Below are 20,263 nucleotides of genomic sequence, written 5' to 3' on the forward strand. Positions count from 1 at the left end.
GCGCCGGGCCCGGCGCTCAGGCCGGGGGCTTGGGGAGCGCGCGAGCGAGCAGCGCCACGGCCGCCCCCACCGGCCAGTCCACCGCCAGGCCTTCGGCCCAGTCGAAGCGCAGCCCTTCGAAGGCCGCGCCGCCGGGCACCAGCCGCCGTGCGCCAGCCGCGCGCGCCTGGGCCGACAACTCGCGCACCTGGGCGTGGAAGCGCCCGGGATCGGCCCGCAGCGCCGCGCCGTCGCCATCGAGCGCGAACACGCCCGCCAGCAGGTGCGCCGCGCCGCCGGCCGCCACGCAGTCGGTGAGGATCGGCATCCAGGCCGCGCCCGCCGTGAGGATCGCGAAGCGCTCGCCGCGCTGCCGCGCGGCCAGGACGGCGGCCTCCGCCAGGCCGGTCACGGGCACGCCTGCGCGCTCGCGCAGCACCGCGAGCCCGGGGTCACCGAAGCAGGCCAGCAGGATGGCGTCGGCGCGCGGCGCCTCGGCCAGCAGCGCGGGCATGGCGGCCGTTGCCGCGTCGTAGCTCGGGCGGTCCTTGATCACCGGCGGGCCGGCGGAGGCGGTCCAGCCGATGGCCTTGATACCCGGCGGCAGCAGCGCGCGGGCGGCCGAGACGACAGCCTCGGTCATCGCCTCGCTGGTGTTCGGGTTGAGCACCAGCAGCGTGGCCTCGCTCATCGCCCTTCGTCCGTGGATTGCGCGGCGCGCTGTCCCGTCCACATGCGCAGCAGCACGCCGACCACGTCCTGCGAGGGCGCGGCCGCGCCGGGGCGCAGCCGGGTCTCGACCAGCGACAGGTGCGAGCGCATCGCGCGCGCGGCACCGCCGCCGTCGCCCTTGAGCAGCGAGGTGAAGATGTCGCGGTGCTCGTCGCAGGCGCATTGCGCCGAATGCGGCGCCTCGTACATCGCCACCAGCATCGAGGTCCGGCTCACCAGCTCCTGCATCTGCTGCAGGATGAAGGTGTTGCCCGTGGCTTCGGCCAGGATCATGTGGAAGTCGGCCGACAGCCGCACCGAGGTGGCGCGGTCGCCCTCGGCCAGCGCGGCCTGCTCGCGCTCCATGTGTTCGTCGAGGCGGCGCAGCGCCTCGGCGCCCGCGTTCTGCGCCAGGTGGGCGACGATGCCGCCCTCGAGGATGCGGCGCGCGTCGTAGATCGAGCGCGCCTGCTCGAGCGAGGGCGCGGCCACGAAGGCGCCGCGGTTCGGGATCATCTCGATCAGCCGGTTGGTGCCCAGCCGCAGCAATATCTTGCGGATGCGCTCGCGGCTCACGCCGAAGACCTCGGCCAGCGCGGTCTCGCGCAGCGGCGCGCCGGGCGCCAGCGCGCCGGCCAGCAGCGCGCGCGAGAGCGTGTCGTAGACCGCGTCCTCGCGTTCCTTCATGCGGTGCCGCCCTCGTCGGTGTGCGCCAGCCAGTGGCGGGCGATGCGCTCGCGGCTGGTCACCCAGGCGCCGCCCTTGTCGTGGAGGTGGCGCAGGATGCGCTCGAGCGCGCCGATGCGTCCGGGCCGGCCGATCATGCGCAGGTGCAGGCCCACCGACAGCATGCGCGGCGCGTGCCCGCCCTCGCGCCACAGCCAGTCGTAGGCGGCACAGACATAGTCGGCGAAGGCGTCGCCGGTATCGAAGCGCTGGGTGTTCTGGAACTGCATGTCGTTGGTGTCGAAAGCATAGGGCAGCACGAGGTGAGGCCGGCCGTCGACCGCCACGCGGTAGGGCGTGTCGTCGTTGTAGGCGTCGCTGTCGTAGAGGAAGCCGCGCTCCACCAGCAGGCGGCGCGTGTGCGGGCTCGGGTTGGAGCGCGTGTGCCAGCCCACGGGGCGGCGCCCGGTGGCGGCCTCGATCGCGGTGCAGCAGCGGTCGATGGCCAGCCGCTCCTCGTCGAGCGTGAGGTCGATGCCGCGCTCCCAGCGCCAGCCGTGCGCCGAGACCTCGTGGCCGGCCTGCGACGCATGCCGCGCCAGCCATGGCGAGCGCTCCACCGCGCGGCCGCACGCGCTGAGCGTGAAGTGCCCGCCGAGGCGCTCGAACAGGTCGGCGATGCGCCAGTAGGCCACGCGCGTGCCGTATTCGAAGTGGCTGTCGATGCAGCGGTCGGGCACCGGCTGGCCGTCGATCACCTCGTAGATGGCCTCGTTGCGGCTGTCGCCGTCGGTCATGGAGAACTCCGCGCCCTCCTCGAAGTTGACGACGAAGGAGACGGCCACGCGCGCCGCCTCGGGCCAGCGCACGGCGGGCAGGTCGCGGCCGTAGCCGATGAAGTCGCGCGTGGCGGGTGGAGTGGAAGCAGGGGATGAATCGGCCATGGTCAGAACTGGGCCAGCCGGCGCAGGCCGACCAGCCTTTCGGCGATGAAGAGCACCACGGCGGCCAGCAGGATCAGGCAGGCCGAGATGGCGGCGATGGTGGGGTCGGGCGACTCCTCCAGGTAGTGCAGGATCTCGATCGGCAGCGTCTTGCTGCGCGCGTCGGTCAGGAAGATCGAGATCGGGTAGTTGTCCATCGAGGCCAGGAAGGCGAACAGCCCCGAGGTCAGGAAGGCCGGCGCCAGCGCGGGCACCATCACCTGCAGCAGCGCGCGCGGGCGCGACAGCCCCAGGGTCTGCGCCGCCTCGAGCAGCCGGGTGTCGAACAGCGCCAGGCTCGCATGCACCGTGCGCGTGACGTAGGGCAGGGTGATCACCACGTGCCCGATCAGCAGGCTCCAGAACACGTTGGCCAGCCCGACCGCGCGGAAGGCCTGCAGCAGCGCCACGCCGATCACCAGCCCCGGCATCATCAGCGGCGAGACCAGGAAGGCCAGCAGCGCCTCGCGGCCGCGGAAGCGCCCCTGCTCGATCGCGATCGCGCACAGCGCGCCGAGCACCAGCGCCGCGAGCGTCGCGCCCGCGGCCACCGCGGCCGACAGCAGCACGGTGTCGGCCAGGCCGTCCTTGGCCAGCATCGCGCGGTACCAGCGCAGCGACCACTGGCCCTCGGGCAGGTTGAACACCGGCGAGGGGCTGAACGAGACCAGCACCACCACCACCAGCGGCGCTAGCATGAAGACCGCGGTCGCCGCCATCAGCAGCCCGCCCGCGATGCGGTTCCAGCGCGCGCTCATGCCGCCGCTCCCGGCGCCTCGCGCGCGCGCCTGCAGCCGGCGCGTGAGCAGCGTGCTGCCCACCACCACCGCGACCGCAATCGCCAGCAGGATCACCGCCAGCGTCGAGCCCGACTGCCGGTCGCGCATGAACAGGTAGGCGCGCGCCAGCAGCGCGGGCAGCGTCTGGTAGCGGTCGCCCACCAGCAGCGCGGGGATCACGTACATCGACACCGCCATCGAGAACACGAAGGCCGAGCCCGCCACCACGCCCGGCAGCGACAGCGGCCAGGTCACGCGCACGAAGGCATGCAGCGGCGCAGCGCCCAGCGTGGCGGCGGCCTCGGCCAGGCGCGAGTCGATCTGGCGCGCCACCGTGAACACCGGCAGCACCATGAAGGGCAGGAACACGTGCACCGCGGCGATCACCAGCCCGCGTTCGTTGAACAGCAGCCGCGCCGGCTCGTCGACCAGCCCCAGGCCCAGCAGCACCTGGTTGACCAGGCCGTTGCTGCGCAGCAGGATGGTCCAGGCGAAGCTCTTGACCACCACGCCCACCGACAGCGGCAGGATCAGCGCGAGGAACATCAGCCCCTGCACCGGCAGCGAGGCGCGCGCCATCGCGAAGCCCACCGGGTAGCCGATCAAGAGGCACAGCAGCGTGACGAGCAGCGCGATCTTCAGCGTGTTCCAGACCACGACGGCGCTGAAGGGGTCGGTCGCGAAGCGCGCGTAGCCCGCGAGCGAGAAGCCGCCCTGTTCGCCCTGGAAGCTGGTAGCCAGCAGCGCGGCCAGCGGCAGCACGAACAGCAGCACGAGGTAGCCCGCGCCCGGCACGGCGAGCCAGCCCGGCGATGCTTCGGCGCGGCGCATGGTGCCGCTCATGGCGCCGCCTCGGCCGCGAACAGCAGCGTGTCGGCCACCGGCCATTGCACCGACAGCGTCTCGCCGGGGCGCGGCGCCAGGTCGTCGTGGGCCGGAAATTCCGCGAGCAGCGTCGCGCCGCCGCCGGGCGCGCTGAAGTAGACCAGCCGGTTGGCGCCGCGGTAGACGGTCTGGCTCACCACCAGCGACAGCCGGTTCATGCCCGCGGCCGCGGGTTGCGGATCGCGCGAGGCGCGCAGCCGCTCGGGGCGCACGCCCACCAGCACCTCGTGGCGCAGGCCGCCCGCGCCGACGTCGTGCGCGCGCTCGGCGGGCACCTCGATCTCGCCGCAGGCGGTGCGCACGCGCGCGCCGTCGAGCGTGCCGCGCCATTGCGAAGAGAGGCCCACGAAGTTGAGCGCGAACTCGGTGCGCGGCTGGCCGTAGATGTGTTCGGGCGCGTCGAACTGCTCGATCGCGCCGCGGTTCATCACCGCGATGCGGTCGGACATCACCAGTGCCTCTTCCTGGTCGTGCGTGACGAAGATCGCCGTCATGCCCGCGTCGCGCAGGATTTGGCGCAGCTCGACCTGCATGGTCTCGCGCAGCTTGCGGTCGAGCGCCGACAGCGGCTCGTCGAGCAGGATCAGCCGCGGCCGCGTGGCGATCGCGCGCGCCACCGCCACGCGTTGCTGCTGGCCGCCCGACAGCGCCGAGATCGGCCGGTCCGCGAGCGCCGCGAGCCGCACCGATCGCAGCGCCGCGTCCACCGCCTGCGCGAGCTCGGCGCGCGGCGTGCCGCGGGCCTTCAGGCCGAAGGCGATGTTCTCGCTGACCGTGAGGTGCGGGAACAGCGCATAGCTCTGGAACACCACGCCGATGTTGCGCTGGTGCGCGGGCAGCGCGGTCACGTCGCTGCCGCCCACGCGCACCGTGCCGGCGTCGCACGCCGCGAGCCCGGCGACGATGCGCAGCAGCGTGGTCTTGCCGCAGCCCGAGGGGCCGAGCAGCGACACGAATTCGCCGGAACCCACCCGCAGGTCCAGCCCGTCCACGACCGTCTGCGCGCCGTAGCGCTTGACGATCCCGCTCAGTTCGAGAGTGCTCATGCGACGCGCCTCACAGCGCCATCTCGCGGTCCCAGCGCTCGACCCCAGGCCTTGCGGTTCTCGGCGATGTAGGCCCAGTCGGGAATGAACACCTCGCCCTTGGGCAGGCCGGCCGGCGCGGCCACGCCGGTGTTGGTGGGCATGGCGAGCGAGATCTCGGCGATCTGCTGCTGCCAGGCACCGAGCATCGCCTCGACGAAGGCATTGGCGAGGTCGGCCTGCGGGCCGCCCCTGACCTTGGCGATGCCGGTCGGCATGGCCATGCCGCCTTCCTTCGGCAGCACGAAGTCGATCGGCGCGCCCTTGGCCTTGCGATCGAAGGCGTTGAATCCGATCATGCCCGCGATGGCCGTGGCCTCGCCCTGCTCGAGCAGGTTCAGCGCCTGCGGCAACTGGGTGTAGACGGTCAGCAGGTTGGGCTTGAGCGCCTTGAGCTTGCGGAAGGCGGCCTCGGGCTGGTACTGCGCGTCCTTCATCGGCTTGCCGGTCTCGAGCGCGGCCGCCACCAGGAACATCGACAGGCCCTCGGTGTTCTGCAGCGAGGGGATCACGACCTTGCCCTTGTTGGCCGGCTCCCACAGCGCCGCGTACGACGGCATTTGCTTGAGCTTTCCGGTGTTGACCGCCACGCCGGTGGTCGACTGCATGTAGTTGGCCCACATGCCGTCCATGTGGACCGTGCCGGGCTTGAGCTTCGCGAGGCTGGGGATGTCCTTGGCGGTGAGCGGCTCCAGCACGCCTTCCTTGACGGCCGGGATCATCACCGGATCGTCCATCAGCACCACCGACATGTACTGGCGGCCCTTGTTGTTGACCATCTTCTCGAGGTTCACGAGCGAGCGCGTGCCCTCGAAGATCACCTTGCAGCCGGTCTGCTTCTCGAACACCGGGATCAGCGGATCGAGGAAGGCCTTGTGGCTGCCCGCGCCGCCGACCACGAGTTCGCGGCCCTTGCCCTGGGCGCGCACCCAGGCCGGCGCGGCCAGCGTGGAAGCGGCGAGGAGTCCCTGCCCGAAGGCGCGGCGCGAGAGGCCGGATGCTGAGCGATTCATCTGCATGTCCTTGGGGGCGGATGCCCCAAATGGGTGGATGGAAGGCCGCGGCAGCCGCCAGTCAGCCCAACAATTGTGCGCTCTTCAAAAGAAATTGTGCACAATTCATGCAGGAAGCCAAATCCGTGCCAACCCGCGGGTGCGGGGTGTCGCAGAAAAAAAGGAAGGCGCTAAGCGCGCAGCCGGCGCGCCGGTTCGGCCTCGTGCAGGTAGGCCGTGAAGGTGTCGCGCGGCGACGAACCCGTGTGGCGCGTGAGGATCTGCCCGACCTCGCCGCGGTGGTAGCCGCCATGCGCGATCACGTGGCCCAGCATCTCCTCGCGCGACATGCGGCCGGCCGAGCCGTCGGTGAAGTCGAAGGCGAGGGGGGCAGCCAGCTCGTCGTCGCCGATCGCCTGCACGTGCGCGAGGAACCAGCGGTCGTTGTCGCGCACCGCTTGCAGCAGGTGCCCGGGTGCCAGCCGCTCGGGCGAATGGGTGCCGCCGTAGCCGTGGGGCCGGCCCTCGAGATGGGCCCTGAAGATGCCGTCGACCGCATGGGCGTGGTCGAGGGTGGCCCAGGCGGCCTCGAGGTCGTCGTCGGGCAGCCGGCCCCGCGCGGCCAGCAGGCCGGCGAACAGGCCCTCGTCGGCCCAGGCCTTGTAGCGGAACATCGAGGTCAGCAGCGTGCGTGCGCTCATCGGGGGTCTCCTGGCGAGGCGCCGCGGCGCGGCGCGCTTCGGGGCAGGATGATCCCCGGCGCCCCTGGCGCGGTCCAATGAAATGCAGCCGCCCCACTGATAAGAGCCCCGCATCAATGCAGGGACTGGCCGGGCGGCCGATTGCGCGGGCGCGGCTTCATGGGCACGATGCTTGCGGATGCACCGGCGTACGGCCGATCCGCATCCTCCACCTCCAAGGCAGCGCCGATGTCCTTCCTGTGGCCCGGTTACCTCTGGTTCCTGCTGGCGCTCGCGCCGCTGCCGCTGGCCTATGCCTGGCTGCTGCGGCGTCGCGGCCGGCTGGCCCTGCGCTACGGCCGGCTGCAGACCGATGGCGCCGCGACGCTGCGGCGCGGCTGGCGCCGACACCTGCCGCCCGCGCTGTTCCTGCTGGCCTGCGCCGGCCTGCTGTTCGCCGCCGCGCGGCCGGTGGCGCGCGTGCCGCTGCCGTGGGCGCGCACCTCGATCATGCTGGCGATGGACGTCTCGCTGAGCATGCGCGTGAGCGACGTCAAGCCGACCCGGCTCGAGGCCGCGCAGGCGGCGGCCAAGTCCTTCCTGCGCGAGCTGCCGCGGCGCATCGAGGTCGGCCTCGTCACCTTCGCCGGCAGCAGCCAGGTCGCGCAGCGCGCCACGCTCGACCGCGACGCGCTCGCGGCCAGCATCGACGCCTTCCAGATGCAGATGGGCACCGCGGTCGGCGACGCGATCGTGCTGTGCCTGGCCGAGCTGTTCCCGCAGGACAACATCAGCCTCGGCGAGATGACCTTCGGCGGCAGCGCGCCGCGCGGGCGCAGCCTGGACGACAAGGCGAAGCCGCCGCCGCGCCAGATCACGCCGGTGGCGCCCGGCTCCTACGACGCCGCCGCGATCATCCTGCTGAGCGACGGCCGCCGCACCACCGGCATCGACACGCTCGAGGCCGCGAAGATGGCGGCCGACCGCGGCGTGCGCGTCTACGTGATCGGCATGGGCACCCTCGACGGCGACATCGCCGCGCCCGACGGCATGGCGATCTACATGAAGCTCGACGAGCCCACCTTGCGCGAGGTGGCGCGCATGACCGGCGGCGAGTACCACCATGCCGGCACCGCCGAGGCGCTGCACGGCGTCTACGAGAAGCTCGGCTCGCGCGTGCAGGTGCAGCCGCGCGAGAACGAGCTCTCGGGCCTGCTGGCGCTGCTGTCGGCGCTGCTCGCGATCGCGGGCGCGGGGCTGTCGGTGCTGTGGTTCGGGCGCATCGTCTGAGCCGCGGTTTGCCGCTCCCGCGCGGCGGCGCCACAATCTCGGCTGCACCCGCCGGCCCCCCGGCCGCGATGTCGCATCACCGGTCGACTCCTTCATGCAGCATTCCCCATCCCCCTTGCGAACGCGCCCCATCGGCGCCGGCCAGCTGCGTGCCTTCGAGGTCGTGGCGCGGCACCTGAACTTCCGCGCCGCGGCCGAGGAGATGTCGCTCACGCAGCCGGCCGTGAGCCGCCAGATCCAGGCGCTCGAGGAGGAGGTGGGCGTGCGCCTCTTCCTGCGCCACACGCGCGCGGTCGAGCTCACGAGTGCCGGCGCCCAACTGCTGCTCGCGGTGCAGCAGGCGCTGCCGCGCATCGACGCCACCATCCGGCAGATCCGCCAGAGCGCATCGCGCAAGAGCGTGGCGCTGACCACCTTCGCGTCGTTCGCCTCGATGTGGCTGATCCCGCGCCTCGAGGCCTTTCAGCGCGACCATCCCGACATCGACATCCGCATCGATGCCTCCGACGCGGTGATCGACCTCGAGGTCAGCGACATCGACCTCGCGCTGCGCTACGGCCGCGCCGAGCACATGCCCGAGGGCGCGGTGCGGCTGTTCGGCGAGCACCTCACGCCGGTGGCCAGCCCCTGGCTCATCAAGAGCAGCCCGCCGATCGAGAAGCCCGAGGACCTCGCGCGCTTCACGCTGATCGAGGTCGGCGACGCGCACCCGAGCTATGTCGAGTGGCTGGTCTGGCGCCGCTGGTTCGAATCGAACGGCCTGGCCCGCATCCAGCCGCGCCGCTGGCTCTACTTCAACTACGACTACCAGATGGCGCAGGCCGCGCTGACCGGCCAGGGCGTGGTGCTCGCGCGCAGCCCGTTGATCGCCGAGAGCCTGGCCAACGGCGACCTGGTCGAGGTGCTGCCGCGCCAGCGCATGGATTCGCCGATGGCCTACTGGCTTGTGAGCGGCCCGCGCAACGAAGGCCGACCCGAGCTCGAGGCCTTCGGCACCTGGCTGCAGCAGCAGGCGGTGCTCACGCGCGCGGCGATCGGCGATGCGGTCGACGACGAGGCGCCGGTGGCACGGCGCCAGAGCGCTGCGTGAGCGACGCGCGAGTGGGCGCGTGAGCGTCTACGTCGAGCTGTCTCCGCTCGCGGCGCACCGCGCGCTGCTCGACCACCTGTTCATCCTGGTCGACGACGGCACCCTGACCGCGCCGGGCCGGCACCGCTTCGCGACGCCGTTCTCCGAGATCCGCTACCTGCGGCGGCCGGACGACGATCCGCCGTGGCAGGCCTCGTGGTCGCGGCCCGTGGCCGACGCGCGACCGCGGCAACGCGCGCTCGCGGGCATGGTGGTCGGCTTTCGCGCGCATGCGCAGCCGTCGCCCGGCGCGCTGCCGGAGCTCGGGCCGATCGACATCGAAGGACCGCTCGACGCGGTGGTCCATGCGCTCGATGCCCTCGCAGCCGACCTGTGCCCGCGCCTCGGCGGGGCGCCGCCCGCGGCCGCGGTGTCGCAACGCACGCTGCGGCGCCGCTTCGACGCCAGTGTCGGCCTGGGCCCGAAGGCCTGGCAGGCGCTGCACCGCTTTCGCGGCGCGCTGCTCGATCTCGCGCGCTCGCCGGCCAGCCTCGCCGACACGGCGCAGGCGCGCGGCTATGCCGACCAGTCGCACATGTCGGCCGACTTCCAGCGCCGCGCCGGCACCTCGCCCGGTCGCTTCGCCGCGCGCTCGCGCGCCGAGGCCGGCGGCGATGTTGGCCGATTCTTCCAAGACCCGGCGCTGCGGCAGCGGGTACACACCCTGGTTTCCACGTGATGAACGGAGCGATTCCATGGTGCGAGAGACGATCGACCCCGCCGATGCGCAACGGGTGAGGGCCAGCTTCGAGCGGCAGAACGCGATGCGCGCGCTCGGCATCGAACTGGTCGAGGTGCGGCCCGGCGAGGTCGAACTCGCGATGCCGGCCTCCGAGCGACTGACCCAGCAGCACGGCTTCCTGCATGCGGGCATCGTCGCCACCGGGCTCGACAGCGCCTGCGGCTATGCGGCCTTCTCGCTGATGCCGCCCGAGGCGGCCGTGCTCACGGTCGAGTTCAAGATCAACCTGCTGGCCCCGGCCGCCGGCGAACGCTTCGTGTTCCGTGCCGGCGTGACCAAGGCGGGCCGCACGATCAGCGTGAGCGACGGCCGTGCCTATGCGCTGCGCGAGGGGAAGGAGTCGTTGATCGCGACCATGACGGCCACGCTGATGGCGGTGGTGGGACGCGAGGACATCCGGCACTGAGCGGGTCGCCGCGGCCGCCGGCGCGGCGGGTGGGTCGAATGCTGCCGCCCGTTCAGAAGCTGAACGTTCAGGAGTTGTTCGGTGGCCGCGCGCATACGGCCCGAGAGGCGCCAAAAGGCCCTGAAAAGCCCTGAAACCACCGCTTTCGGCGCGCAAAGCACGAGGTATTGCGTTGGCACGGCGCTTGCCATGTCGTGTGCATGACCTCCACCACAGCCACCCCCGAAACACCCGGCGCGCATGGCGCCGATCCCGACGGCCGGCCCGCGCTTCGCGAGGGCGCGACCGGCAGCGCCACGCTCGTCGTCGCACCGAAGCACCTGGCCAGCGCCTTCGCCGAAGAAAGCGGCGAAGCCTATCCGCGGGTGCTCGCCACGCCGGCCCTGGTCGGCCTGCTCGAGCGCGCCTGCGCGGCGATCCTCGTGCCCGCCCTGCGCGCGGGCGAGATGTCGGTCGGCCACCGGGTCCAGCTCGTGCATGGCGCGCCCACGGCGCCCGGCCAGGTGGTCCGCGCGACGGCGACCCTGCTGCGCCGCGAGAAACGCCTCTACGTGTTCGAGGTCGAGGCGCGCGACGACGCGGGCGTCGTGGCCACGGGCGAGCATTCGCGCGCGATCGTGCCGGCCGCCGCGGTCGAGGCCACGGCGCTGCGCCGCGCGAACGGCGCCGAGGAGGCCGCGCGATGAGCACCGCCGCGATGCTGCATCCCGAGGTCGAGACGCTCTCGCCCGCCACCCTGCGCTCGCTGCAGGAAGCACGCTGGACCGAGCAGTGGCGCTACGTGCGCACCCGCTCGGTGTTCTACCGGCGCAAGCTGTCGGGCTGGCTCGACCGCGCGCTCACCCTCGACGAGCTGCAGGAACTGCCGCTGACCGAGAAGGACGAGCTGCGCCTGAGCCAGGAGGCCGACTATCCGTTCGGCGACTACGTGGCCTGCGCCGAGGGGCGCGTGGTGCGGCTGCACCGCACCTCGGGCACCACGGGCCGGCCGCTGATCCTCGCCAATTCGCGCCGCGACGCCGAGATCGTGGCCGAGGTCGGCGGCCGCTCGATGTGGGCCTCGGGCCTGCGGCCCAGCGACCGCGTGGTGCATTGCCTCAACTACTGCATGTGGACCGGCGGCTTCACCGACCACACGACGCTCGAGGCGGCCGGCGCCACCGTGCTGCCCTTCGGCGTGGGCAACACGCGGCAGCTGATCGATGCCATCCTCGACCTGAAGATCACGGCGATCTCGTGCACGCCGTCCTACCCGGCGCTGCTCGAGAGCGTGCTGCGCCAGCACTATCCAGGGCTGCAGCCGGCCGACCTGGGGTTGAAGCTGGGCCTGTTCGGCGGCGAAGCGGGGCTCGACAACGCCGAGTTCCGCGCGCAGATGGAGGCGCGCTGGGGCTTCAAGGTGCGCAACGCGAACTTCGGCCTGTCGGAGGTGATGAGCATCCTCGGCGGCCAGACGGACTGGACCACCGACCTGCTGTTCCACGCCGGCGACGTGGTGTTCGCCGAGATCCTCGACCCCGCCACCCTGCAGCGGCTGCCGATCCGCGAGGGCACGGTCGGCGAACTGGTCTGCACCCACCTGCGCAAGGAGTGCCAGCCGCTGGTGCGCTACCGCACGCGCGACGTGGTGACGGTCACCGGCACCGAGCCCGGCCCCGACGGCCGCACCGCCTGGCGCTTCCGCGTCAGCGGGCGCACCGACGACATGTTCAACGTGCGCGGCATCAACGTGTTCCCGAGCGCGGTGCGCGCGGCGATCGAGTCGCTGCCCGCGTTGAGCTCGGGGCACTTCCGCATCGTGCTGCGCGGGCCCGGCCCCTACGACCGCGTCGAGCTGCGGGCCGAAGCGGCCGCGGGGCTCGCGGCGGCCGACTGGGACGCGGCCGCGCGCCGCCTGGAGATCGCGGTGCGCGAGCGCGCGGGCGCCACTGCGCTGGTGGAGATGGTGCCGTTCGAGTTCTACGAACGCACCGACGGCAAGACCCAGTGGGTCGAGAAGCACTGAAGACCGGCCCGAGATCAACGAACGAACGAGCAAAGGATTTTTCGCCATGGACTACGTCACCCTCGAAACCAGCGACGGCATCGCGCACGTGCGGCTGCAACGGCCCGAGCGCCTCAACGCCATCAGCGCCGTGGTGCTCGACGACCTGCACGAGGCGCTGCGCGAGGCGCAGTCCTCGGCCGAGGTGCGCGCGATCGTGTTCTCGGGCGCGGGCCGGGCCTTCTGCGCCGGCGACGACCTCAAGGAGTTCGGCGAGCAGACGCGCACGCCGGCCTCGATCCGCCATCACATCGAGCGCATCCAGACCATCACGCGCGACCTGATGTTCGGCGGCAAGCCGGTGATCGGCGCGATCCACGGCTTCGCGGTCGGCGGCGGCTTCGAATGGCTGCTGAACTGCGACCTGGTGGTGGCTTCCGAGGACCTGGTGTGCTTCTTCCCAGAGATGGACTGGGGCCAGTTCGTGACCGGCGGCGTGACCTGGCTGCTGCCGCAGGCCGTGGGCCACCAGCGCGCGATGGAGCTCTGGCTGCTGGGCGAGCGCCAGTCGGCCGCCGACCTGCTGCGCCTCGGGCTCGCGAACTGGGTGGTGCCGCCCGAGCGGGTGCTGGCGCGCGCCTTCGAGGTGGCGGCGGTGGTGGCCTCGAAGTCGCAGGGTTCGGTGTCGCGGCTCAAGCGCGTGGTGACGATGCAGGCGCAGTCGAACCTCGCGGTGGCGCTCGAGCTCGAGCAGGAGGCCACCGTGGCCGCCTTCGCCACGCCCGACGCCGCCGAGCGCGTGCTGAAGTTCGGGCGTCGCGCCTGAACCGGGAGACCGCGATGAACGTCCGCGCCATCACCTTCGACTACTTCGGAACCCTGGTCGACGTCGACCGCGGCGGCATGGCCGGCATCGAGGCCGTGCTGGCCGAAGCCGGCCTGCGCACCGAGCGGCCGCTGTTCGAGCTCTACCTCGACTGGGACATCCGCAACGTGCAGCGCTACCGCGGCGGGCGCTGGCGCCCCTACCGCCAGGTGGCGCGCGAGGCGCTGCGCGAGACGCTCGAGGCCATCGAGCCCGGCGTCACGGCGCGGCTCGACATCGACCTGCTCAACGAGCTGTACCTCGGCCACCTGGTCGAGTCGGCGCCGCCGCATCCCGAGGTCGAGGCCATCCTGCAACGGCTGGCCGAGCGCTTTCCGCTGATGCCCATCACCAACATGGACAGCGACCTGTGGCAGCGCAGCCAGCTCGTGCGCTTCTTCGACCAGGTCACCACGGCCGAGATGGCGCGGGCCTACAAGCCCTCGGAATCGATCTTCAGGCTCGCGCTCGACCGCCTCGCGGTGCCGGCGGAGTCGGTGCTGCATTGCTCGCTCGCGAGCTGGGCCGACATCGACGGCGCCAAGCCGCTGGGCATGCAGGTGGCCTGGATCAACCGCGGCGCCGAGCGGCTGAGCGTCTGGCAGCCACGGCCCGACCACGAGTTCCCCACCCTCGAGGGCGTGCTTGCCCTCCTGGACTAGTCCGATTTTTCCCATCCACTTCGAGGTACAGAACCATGCGCTGTCTTCTGCTTGTTGCTGCTTCCCTGGGCCTGTGGGCCTCCCTCCTGCCCGCCAGCGCGCAGGACCTGGTCGTCAAGATCGGCCATGCCGGCCCGCTCAGCGGTCCGCAGGCCAACGCGGGCCGCGACAACGAACGCGGCGTGAAGCTCGCCATCGCCGATCTCAACGCGCAGGACTTCCGCATCGGCGGCAAGCGCGCGCGCTTCGAGCTGGTCTCGGAGGACGACCAGGGCGATCCGCGCACCGGCACCCAGGTGGCGCAGAAGATGGTCGACAGCGGCGTGCGCGCGGTCATCGGGCACTACAACTCGGGCGTCTCGATTCCCGCTTCGCGCATCTACAGCCAGGAGGACATCCCGATGATCACCGGCGCGTCCTCGAACCCGCAGCTCACGCGCCAGGGCTTCGCGAGCACCTTCCGGCTCGCGGCCAACGACAACGTGATGGGCGCGGCCATGGCCGAGTTCGCCGCCGCGCGCGGCCTGCGCAAGGTGGCGGTGATCGACGACCGCACCGCCTACGGCACCGGCGTGGCCGACATCTTCGTGCAGACCGCCAAGGGCCTCGGCCTCGAGGTGGTGGGGCGCGAGTTCACCAACGACAAGGCCACCGACTTCACCGCCATCCTGACCAAGTTCAAGGGGCTCGCGCCCGAGGCGGTGTTCCTCGGCGGCTACTACGCGCAGGGCGCGGGCGTCGCGCGCCAGATGCGCCAGCTCGACATCAACGCGCTGCTGCTCGGCGGCGACGGCATCTGCACGGCCGAGGTGGTGCCGCTGGGCGGCAAGCTGCTCGAGGGCCGCTACTTCTGCGCGCAGAGCGGGCGCCCGCTCGACAGCCTGCCGGGCGGCCCGGCCTTCCGCGAGCGCTTCACCAAGACCTTCGACGCGCCGATCGACGCCTATGCGCCAGCCTTCTACGTGGCGACGCTGGTGGTCGCGCGCGCGATGCAGCAGGCCGGCAGCGACGAGCCAAAGAAGGTCACGGCCGCGCTGAAAACGCTGAAGATGGAGTCGATGCTCGGCCCGGTGCAGTTCGATGCCACCGGCGAGTGGCTCAAGGCGCCGGTCACGGCCTACCAGATCGCCGGCGGCAAGCTGGTGCCGGTCGAGCGCAAGCCGTGAGCGTGCGTGCCCCGGCGGATGGCACCAGCGTTCCGCCGCCCGCGCTTCCTTGGCAGAATCGGCGCGACCGGTCGGCCGCGGCGTCCTCGCCGCGCGCGCCGGGCTGACGAGGACAAGGAACGCGATGACGCCGATGCTCGACGAGGTCTGGGACGTGCTGGTCGAGCGGGCGGTCGCCCAGGGCCACGGCGCGCTGCTGTTCGGCGCGGGGCGCGTGCTGCGGCGCGCCTGGACCGCGTCCGGCATCGAGGCCGCGGTCCTGATGGCCGCGCTGCCGGCCGAGGGCGCGGCGCTGGCGCCGTACCTGCCGGTGGTGCAGCCCCAGGGCTTTGATCGCCTGCACCTGCGCGCCGCCGACTCGAAGACCGGCGAGGCGCTGTTCGTGGCGCTGCTCGCGCGCCCGGACAGCGCGGACCTTGGCGACGAACTGCGCCTGCTGGCCCACCTGTGGGCCGCCGCGCATTCGGCCGAGCTGGTGGCCGAGCAGCAGGGCGCGCTGCTGCAGGAGCAGTCCGCGATCGTCGAGCACATCACCGACGGCCTGCTGGTGGTCGACCGCGACCTGATGGTCAAGCACATGAATGCCGCGGCCGGCCGCATCCTGAGCCTGCATCCGCGCGAGAGCATCGGCAAGCCCTTCGGCTCGCTGCTCGATTTCGCGCCGATCATCCAGCCGCTGCTGGAAACCGGCGAGGGCTACATCGACCGCGAGCTGATCATCGACTCGCCGCAGCGGCACCTGCACCTGGTCGACACCGCGGTGCCGATCAAGAACGCGGCGGGCCAGGTGGTGTCGATCGTGAATTCGTTTCGCGAGATCCAGCGCGCCCGCCGCATGGCCGACCGCATCGCGGGCAACCATGCGCGCTACAGCTTCGACGACGTGGTGGGCACGGCGCCGCCGCTGGTGGCCGCCGTCGAGGCCGCGCGCAAGGCCGCGCGCGGTTTCGCCAACGTGCTGCTGATCGGCCAGAGCGGCGTCGGCAAGGAGGTCTTCGCCCAGGCCATCCACAACGCCAGCGCGCGCGCCGCGGGACCCTTCATCGCGATCAACTGCGCCGCGCTGCCGCGCGACCTGATCGAGAGCGAATTGTTCGGCTATGCGCCCGGCAGCTTCACCGGCGCCACGCGCGAAGGCCGGCCCGGCAAGTTCGAGGCGGCCAGCAGCGGCACCATCTTCCTCGACGAGATCTCCGAGCTGCCGATCGACGTGCAGGCCAAGCTGCTGCGCGTGCTGCAGGAGCGCGAGGTGGTGCGCGTGGGCGACACGCGCAGCATCCCGATCGACGTGCGCGTGATCTCGGCCAGCAACCGCGACCTGCAGGCCATGATCGAGCGGCGCGAGTTCCGCGAGGACCTCTACTACCGCTGCCACGTGATCGGCATCGAGCTGCCGTCGCTGCGCGAGCGGCCCGAGGACGTGCCCGTGCTGGTGCACCACTTCCTGCGCAAGTACGCGCAGCTGCTGCGCAAGAACGTGTTCCGTGTTTCTCCGGCCCTGATGCAGCGGCTGGTCGCGCATCCGTGGCCCGGCAACGTGCGCGAGCTCGAGAACACCGTCGAGCGGCTGGTGAACATGACCGATGCCGAGACCGCCTGCGTCGAGGACCTGCCTGCGTGGTTCTCCGGCGGCCAGAAGCCCGACGCCGTGCCGCCGCCGCCGGTGCGCCCGGCCTCCGAGGTGCGCACGCTCGAGGAGGTCGAGAAGGAGGCGATCGCGAATGCGCTGCGTGCCTGCGGCTTCAACGTGACCGAGACCGCGCGCCGGCTCGGCATCGCGAAACCCACGCTCTACGCCAAGATCCGTGGCTATGGGCTGCGGCTGCAGCGCGGCGGGCGCGGCGCCTTCGATGCCGAGGAGGCGGGGCCGGCCGCGCCCTGACCCCGACGGATGGGCGCGAAGACGCCCGGCAGCGAGCGGCGGCCGGCGCGTTGAATGCTCAACAAGGCGCTCTTTGCGAATCCCAAATTGCGTGTTTTCGGGGATCCGGCATGCTGCGGTCATGACTACCGAGACCTCCGTCGACCTTCGGGCCTGGATCGGCCGTACCGAGCGCGGGGGCGACGACGTGGGCGCCGCGCCCCTGTCGGCGCTGGCCGCCACGTTCAACCGGGACGACCTCGCCTTCAACCTGGGCAGCGACGTGCCCCCGCTGTGGCACTGGCTGCACTTCATCCCGCTGGCGCGCCAGGACCGGATCGGTGCCGACGGCCACCCGCTGCGCGGCGGCTTCCTGCCGCCGATCGCGCTGCCGCGCCGCATGTGGGCCGGCGGCGAGCTGCAGTTCCACCATCCGCTGCAGGTGGGCGACGAGATCACGCGCCAGTCGCGCATCCTCGATGTGGATGCCAAGGACGGCAAGAGCGGGCCGCTGGTCTTCGTCAAGGTCCGCCACGAGATCTCGAATGCCCGGGGCATCGCCATCACCGAGCAGCAGGACATCGTCTACCGCGACATGCCGGCCGCGGGCGCGCCCGCCCCGGCGGGAAAGCAGGCGGCCACGGACGAGGACTACCGCGAGACCGTCGTGCCCGACCCGGTGCTGCTGTTCCGCTATTCCGCGCTGACCTTCAACGGCCACCGCATCCACTACGACCGGCCCTATGCCACCGAGGTCGAGGGCTATCCGGGCCTGGTGGTCCATGGCCCGATGGTGGCCACGCTGCTGCTGGGGCTCGCGAGCCGCCAGCAGCCGCAGCGCCGCGTGCGCGGCTTCGCCTTCCGCGCCGTGCATCCCCTGTTCGACACCGCGGCCTTCGAGCTGTGCGGCAAGGCCGAGGCCGACGGTTCGCACAAACTGTGGGCACGCAACCACGAGGGCGCGCTGGCGATGGAAGCCCGCGCCAGTTTTTTCTAACCAGCAAGCAAGCAGCGATCCCATGACGAAGAACGCCGTCGACAAGTACCAAGACATCCGCGATGCCGTGCGCGCCCTCTGCGCCGAGTTTCCCGACGAATACCACCGCAAGATCGACGAGCAGCGCGCCTATCCCGAGGCCTTCGTCGATGCGCTGACCAAGGCCGGCTGGCTCGCGGCGCTGATCCCCGCCGAGTATGGCGGCTCGGGCCTGGGCCTGACCGAGGCCTCGGTGATCATGGAGGAGATCAACCGCTCGGGCGGCAACTCCGGCGCCTGCCACGGCCAGATGTACAACATGGGCACGCTGCTGCGCCACGGCTCGGAGCAGCAGAAGCAGCTCTACCTGCCCAAGATCGCCTCGGGCGAATGGCGCCTGCAGTCCATGGGCGTGACCGAGCCCACGACCGGCACCGACACCACCAAGATCAAGACCACGGCCGTGAAGAAGGGCGACCGCTACGTCATCAACGGCCAGAAGGTCTGGATCTCGCGCGTGCAGCACTCCGACTGGATGATCCTGCTGGCGCGCACCACGCCGCTGGCCGAGGTCAAGAAGAAGTCCGAGGGCATGTCGATCTTCCTGGTCGACCTGCGCGCGGCCGAGAAGAGCGGGATGACGGTGCGGCCGATCCCGAACATGGTGAATCACGAGACCAACGAGCTGTTCTTCGAGAACCTCGAGATCCCGGCCGAGAACCTGATCGGCGAGGAAGGCCAGGGCTTCAAGTACATCCTCGACGGGCTCAATGCCGAGCGCACGCTGATCGCGGCCGAATGCATCGGCGACGGCTACTGGTTCATCGACCGCGTGACCAAGTACGTCAACGAGCGCGTGGTGTTCGGCCGCCCGATCGGCCAGAACCAGGGCGTGCAGTTCCCGATCGCCGACGCCTATATCGAGGTCGAGGCCGCCAACCTCATGCGCTTCAAGGCCTGCGAGCTGTTCGACGCGCACCAGCCCTGCGGCGCGCAGGCCAACATGGCGAAGTACCTGGCGGCCAAGGCGAGCTGGGAAGCGGCCAACACCTGCCTGCAGTTCCATGGCGGCTTCGGCTTCGCGAACGAATACGACATCGAGCGCAAGTTCCGCGAGACGCGCCTCTACCAGGTCGCGCCGATCTCCACCAACCTGATCTACGCGTACGTGGCGGAGCACCTGCTCGGCCTGCCGCGTTCCTTCTGAGCGCCATGGCACGCAGCTCCAGCAGGCGCCCGCTCGAAGGCATCACCGTCGTCACGCTCGAGCACGCGGTCGCGGCGCCCTTCGCCACGCGCCAGCTCGCGGACATGGGCGCGCGGGTCATCAAGATCGAGCGCCCGGGCGCCGGCGATTTCGCGCGCGCCTACGACCGGCGCGTGCGGGGCGAGGCCTCCTATTTCGTCTGGATCAACCGGTCCAAGGAGAGCATCACCCTCGACGTCAAGCATCCCGAGGCGCGGCAGGTGCTGGCCAGGCTGCTGGGTCAGGCCGACGTGCTGGTGCAGAACCTGGCGCCCGGCGCCGCGGCGCGGCTCGGCCTGTCCGAGGAAGCGCTGCGCCCCACGCACCAGCGACTGATCGTCTGCGACATCTCGGGCTACGGCAGCGCGGGACCGTTCCGCGACAAGAAGGCCTACGACCTGCTGATCCAGGCCGAGGCGGGCCTGCTGTCGGTGACCGGCTCGCCCGAGGAGATGGCGCGCGCCGGCATCTCGGTGGCCGACATCGCCGCCGGCATGTATGCCTACAGCGCGGTGCTGGCCGCGCTGATCCAGCGCGGCATCACCGGCGAGGGCAGCCACATCGACGTGTCGATGCTCGAGTGCCTCGCCGAATGGATGGGCAACCCGCTCTACTACGGCTTCGAGGGCCAGGCGCAGGCCGTGCGCGCGGGCGCCAGCCATCCGAGCATCTATCCCTACGGTCCCTTCACCGCGGGCGACGGCAAGACCGTGCTGTTCGGCCTGCAGAACGAGCGCGAGTGGAAGGCCTTCTGCGAACAGGTGCTCGCGCACCCGGAGCTGGCCACCGACGAGCGCTTCGACGCCAACGCCAAGCGCAGCGCCCACCGGGTGGAACTCAAGCAGCGCATCGAGTCGCTGCTGCAGCCGCTGACGGCGGCCCAGTGCATCGAGCGCCTCGACGCCGCCCACATCGGCAATGCCAGCGTCAACGGCATCGCGGACGTGTGGGCCCATCCCCAGCTGCGCGCCCGCGAGCGCTGGCGCGAGGTGGGTTCGCCGGTCGGGCCGATCCCGGCGCTGAAGCCGCCGGCCGACAACGACCGCTTCGAGCCGCGCATGGACCCGGTTCCCGCGCTGGGCGAGCACACCGACGCCATCCTGCGAGAGCTGGGCTACGGCCGCGAAGACATCGCGCGCCTGCGCGACAGCCAGATCCTCTGAAAGACCATTCGAC

At 71.4% G+C, this 20,263-nt stretch carries 20 protein-coding genes; 13 read left to right on the forward strand and 7 right to left on the reverse strand.

The window, feature by feature from the left end; all coding sequences use genetic code 11:
* Positions 1 to 16: 16 nt before the first annotated feature.
* From ACHMXE_RS09905 to ACHMXE_RS09935, 7 genes are all read right to left on the reverse strand, one after another.
* Positions 17 to 670, reverse strand: a complete 654-nt coding sequence (locus ACHMXE_RS09905; protein WP_395345855.1) for an aspartate/glutamate racemase family protein — start codon at positions 668 to 670, stop codon at positions 17 to 19.
* The gene (locus ACHMXE_RS09910; RefSeq protein WP_203207660.1) at positions 667 to 1,377 is read right to left on the reverse strand and encodes a GntR family transcriptional regulator; all 711 of its coding nucleotides are present in this window, start codon (positions 1,375 to 1,377) and stop codon (positions 667 to 669) included. The genes ACHMXE_RS09905 and ACHMXE_RS09910 overlap by 4 nt, the downstream gene beginning before the upstream one ends.
* On the reverse strand, positions 1,374 to 2,300 hold the full coding sequence (locus tag ACHMXE_RS09915; RefSeq protein WP_395345856.1) for a polysaccharide deacetylase family protein: 927 nt from the start codon (positions 2,298 to 2,300) through the stop codon (positions 1,374 to 1,376). Before ACHMXE_RS09915 ends, ACHMXE_RS09910 begins: the two co-directional genes overlap by 4 nt.
* A 2-nt stretch (positions 2,301 to 2,302) precedes the next feature.
* Positions 2,303 to 3,961 carry an ABC transporter permease subunit gene (locus ACHMXE_RS09920; protein WP_395345857.1) on the reverse strand — a complete coding sequence of 553 codons (1,659 nt, stop codon included), beginning with the start codon at positions 3,959 to 3,961 and terminating at the stop codon, positions 2,303 to 2,305.
* Positions 3,958 to 5,049: an ABC transporter ATP-binding protein gene (locus ACHMXE_RS09925; protein WP_209544433.1), complete on the reverse strand. Its 1,092-nt coding sequence runs from the start codon at positions 5,047 to 5,049 to the stop codon at positions 3,958 to 3,960. Before ACHMXE_RS09925 ends, ACHMXE_RS09920 begins: the two co-directional genes overlap by 4 nt.
* On the reverse strand, positions 5,046 to 6,101 hold the full coding sequence (locus tag ACHMXE_RS09930) for an ABC transporter substrate-binding protein (RefSeq protein ID WP_395345858.1): 1,056 nt from the start codon (positions 6,099 to 6,101) through the stop codon (positions 5,046 to 5,048). Before ACHMXE_RS09930 ends, ACHMXE_RS09925 begins: the two co-directional genes overlap by 4 nt.
* Before the next feature lie 170 nt (positions 6,102 to 6,271).
* Positions 6,272 to 6,781, reverse strand: a complete 510-nt coding sequence (locus ACHMXE_RS09935) for a DinB family protein (protein ID WP_209544431.1) — start codon at positions 6,779 to 6,781, stop codon at positions 6,272 to 6,274.
* 228 nt (positions 6,782 to 7,009) lie between these two features.
* Between ACHMXE_RS09935 and ACHMXE_RS09940 the strand changes: the two genes are divergently transcribed.
* The 13 genes from ACHMXE_RS09940 (at position 7,010) to ACHMXE_RS10000 (ending at position 20,250) form a co-directional block, all read left to right on the forward strand.
* Positions 7,010 to 8,050 (forward strand): VWA domain-containing protein, encoded by a 1,041-nt coding sequence (locus tag ACHMXE_RS09940; RefSeq protein WP_209544430.1) that lies wholly within the window; start codon positions 7,010 to 7,012, stop codon positions 8,048 to 8,050.
* Between the two features lie 94 nt (positions 8,051 to 8,144).
* Positions 8,145 to 9,140 carry a LysR substrate-binding domain-containing protein gene (locus tag ACHMXE_RS09945; protein ID WP_209544429.1) on the forward strand — a complete coding sequence of 332 codons (996 nt, stop codon included), beginning with the start codon at positions 8,145 to 8,147 and terminating at the stop codon, positions 9,138 to 9,140.
* A gap of 19 nt (positions 9,141 to 9,159) precedes the next feature.
* Positions 9,160 to 9,858: a helix-turn-helix transcriptional regulator gene (locus ACHMXE_RS09950; protein WP_395345859.1), complete on the forward strand. Its 699-nt coding sequence runs from the start codon at positions 9,160 to 9,162 to the stop codon at positions 9,856 to 9,858.
* A 16-nt stretch (positions 9,859 to 9,874) separates the two neighbouring features.
* The gene (locus ACHMXE_RS09955) at positions 9,875 to 10,327 is read left to right on the forward strand and encodes a PaaI family thioesterase (RefSeq protein WP_209544425.1); all 453 of its coding nucleotides are present in this window, start codon (positions 9,875 to 9,877) and stop codon (positions 10,325 to 10,327) included.
* A gap of 200 nt (positions 10,328 to 10,527) precedes the next feature.
* The gene (locus tag ACHMXE_RS09960; RefSeq protein WP_209544424.1) at positions 10,528 to 11,013 is read left to right on the forward strand and encodes a hotdog domain-containing protein; all 486 of its coding nucleotides are present in this window, start codon (positions 10,528 to 10,530) and stop codon (positions 11,011 to 11,013) included.
* A complete protein-coding gene (locus tag ACHMXE_RS09965; protein WP_209544422.1) occupies positions 11,010 to 12,332 on the forward strand; it encodes an AMP-binding protein in 1,323 nt (440 codons plus the stop codon). The genes ACHMXE_RS09960 and ACHMXE_RS09965 overlap by 4 nt, the downstream gene beginning before the upstream one ends.
* A gap of 46 nt (positions 12,333 to 12,378) precedes the next feature.
* Complete coding sequence (locus tag ACHMXE_RS09970) at positions 12,379 to 13,137, forward strand: enoyl-CoA hydratase/isomerase family protein (RefSeq protein ID WP_209544420.1); 759 nt, start codon at positions 12,379 to 12,381, stop codon at positions 13,135 to 13,137.
* 14 nt (positions 13,138 to 13,151) lie between these two features.
* On the forward strand, positions 13,152 to 13,838 hold the full coding sequence (locus tag ACHMXE_RS09975; RefSeq protein WP_203207648.1) for an HAD family hydrolase: 687 nt from the start codon (positions 13,152 to 13,154) through the stop codon (positions 13,836 to 13,838).
* A gap of 35 nt (positions 13,839 to 13,873) precedes the next feature.
* Positions 13,874 to 15,004 (forward strand): branched-chain amino acid ABC transporter substrate-binding protein, encoded by a 1,131-nt coding sequence (locus tag ACHMXE_RS09980; protein ID WP_209544416.1) that lies wholly within the window; start codon positions 13,874 to 13,876, stop codon positions 15,002 to 15,004.
* A 124-nt stretch (positions 15,005 to 15,128) separates the two neighbouring features.
* Positions 15,129 to 16,886 carry a sigma-54 interaction domain-containing protein gene (locus tag ACHMXE_RS09985; protein WP_395345860.1) on the forward strand — a complete coding sequence of 586 codons (1,758 nt, stop codon included), beginning with the start codon at positions 15,129 to 15,131 and terminating at the stop codon, positions 16,884 to 16,886.
* A gap of 121 nt (positions 16,887 to 17,007) precedes the next feature.
* Positions 17,008 to 17,862, forward strand: coding sequence for a MaoC family dehydratase N-terminal domain-containing protein (locus tag ACHMXE_RS09990; RefSeq protein ID WP_395345861.1), 855 nt, complete (start codon positions 17,008 to 17,010; stop codon positions 17,860 to 17,862).
* Positions 17,863 to 17,884: 22 nt separating this feature from the next.
* Positions 17,885 to 19,048 (forward strand): acyl-CoA dehydrogenase family protein, encoded by a 1,164-nt coding sequence (locus tag ACHMXE_RS09995; RefSeq protein ID WP_203207644.1) that lies wholly within the window; start codon positions 17,885 to 17,887, stop codon positions 19,046 to 19,048.
* Between the two features lie 5 nt (positions 19,049 to 19,053).
* On the forward strand, positions 19,054 to 20,250 hold the full coding sequence (locus ACHMXE_RS10000) for a CaiB/BaiF CoA-transferase family protein (RefSeq protein WP_203207643.1): 1,197 nt from the start codon (positions 19,054 to 19,056) through the stop codon (positions 20,248 to 20,250).
* Positions 20,251 to 20,263 lie beyond the last annotated feature (13 nt).

Source organism: Variovorax sp. UC122_21, from assembly GCF_044056785.1.
Classification (GTDB): domain Bacteria; phylum Pseudomonadota; class Gammaproteobacteria; order Burkholderiales; family Burkholderiaceae_C; genus Variovorax.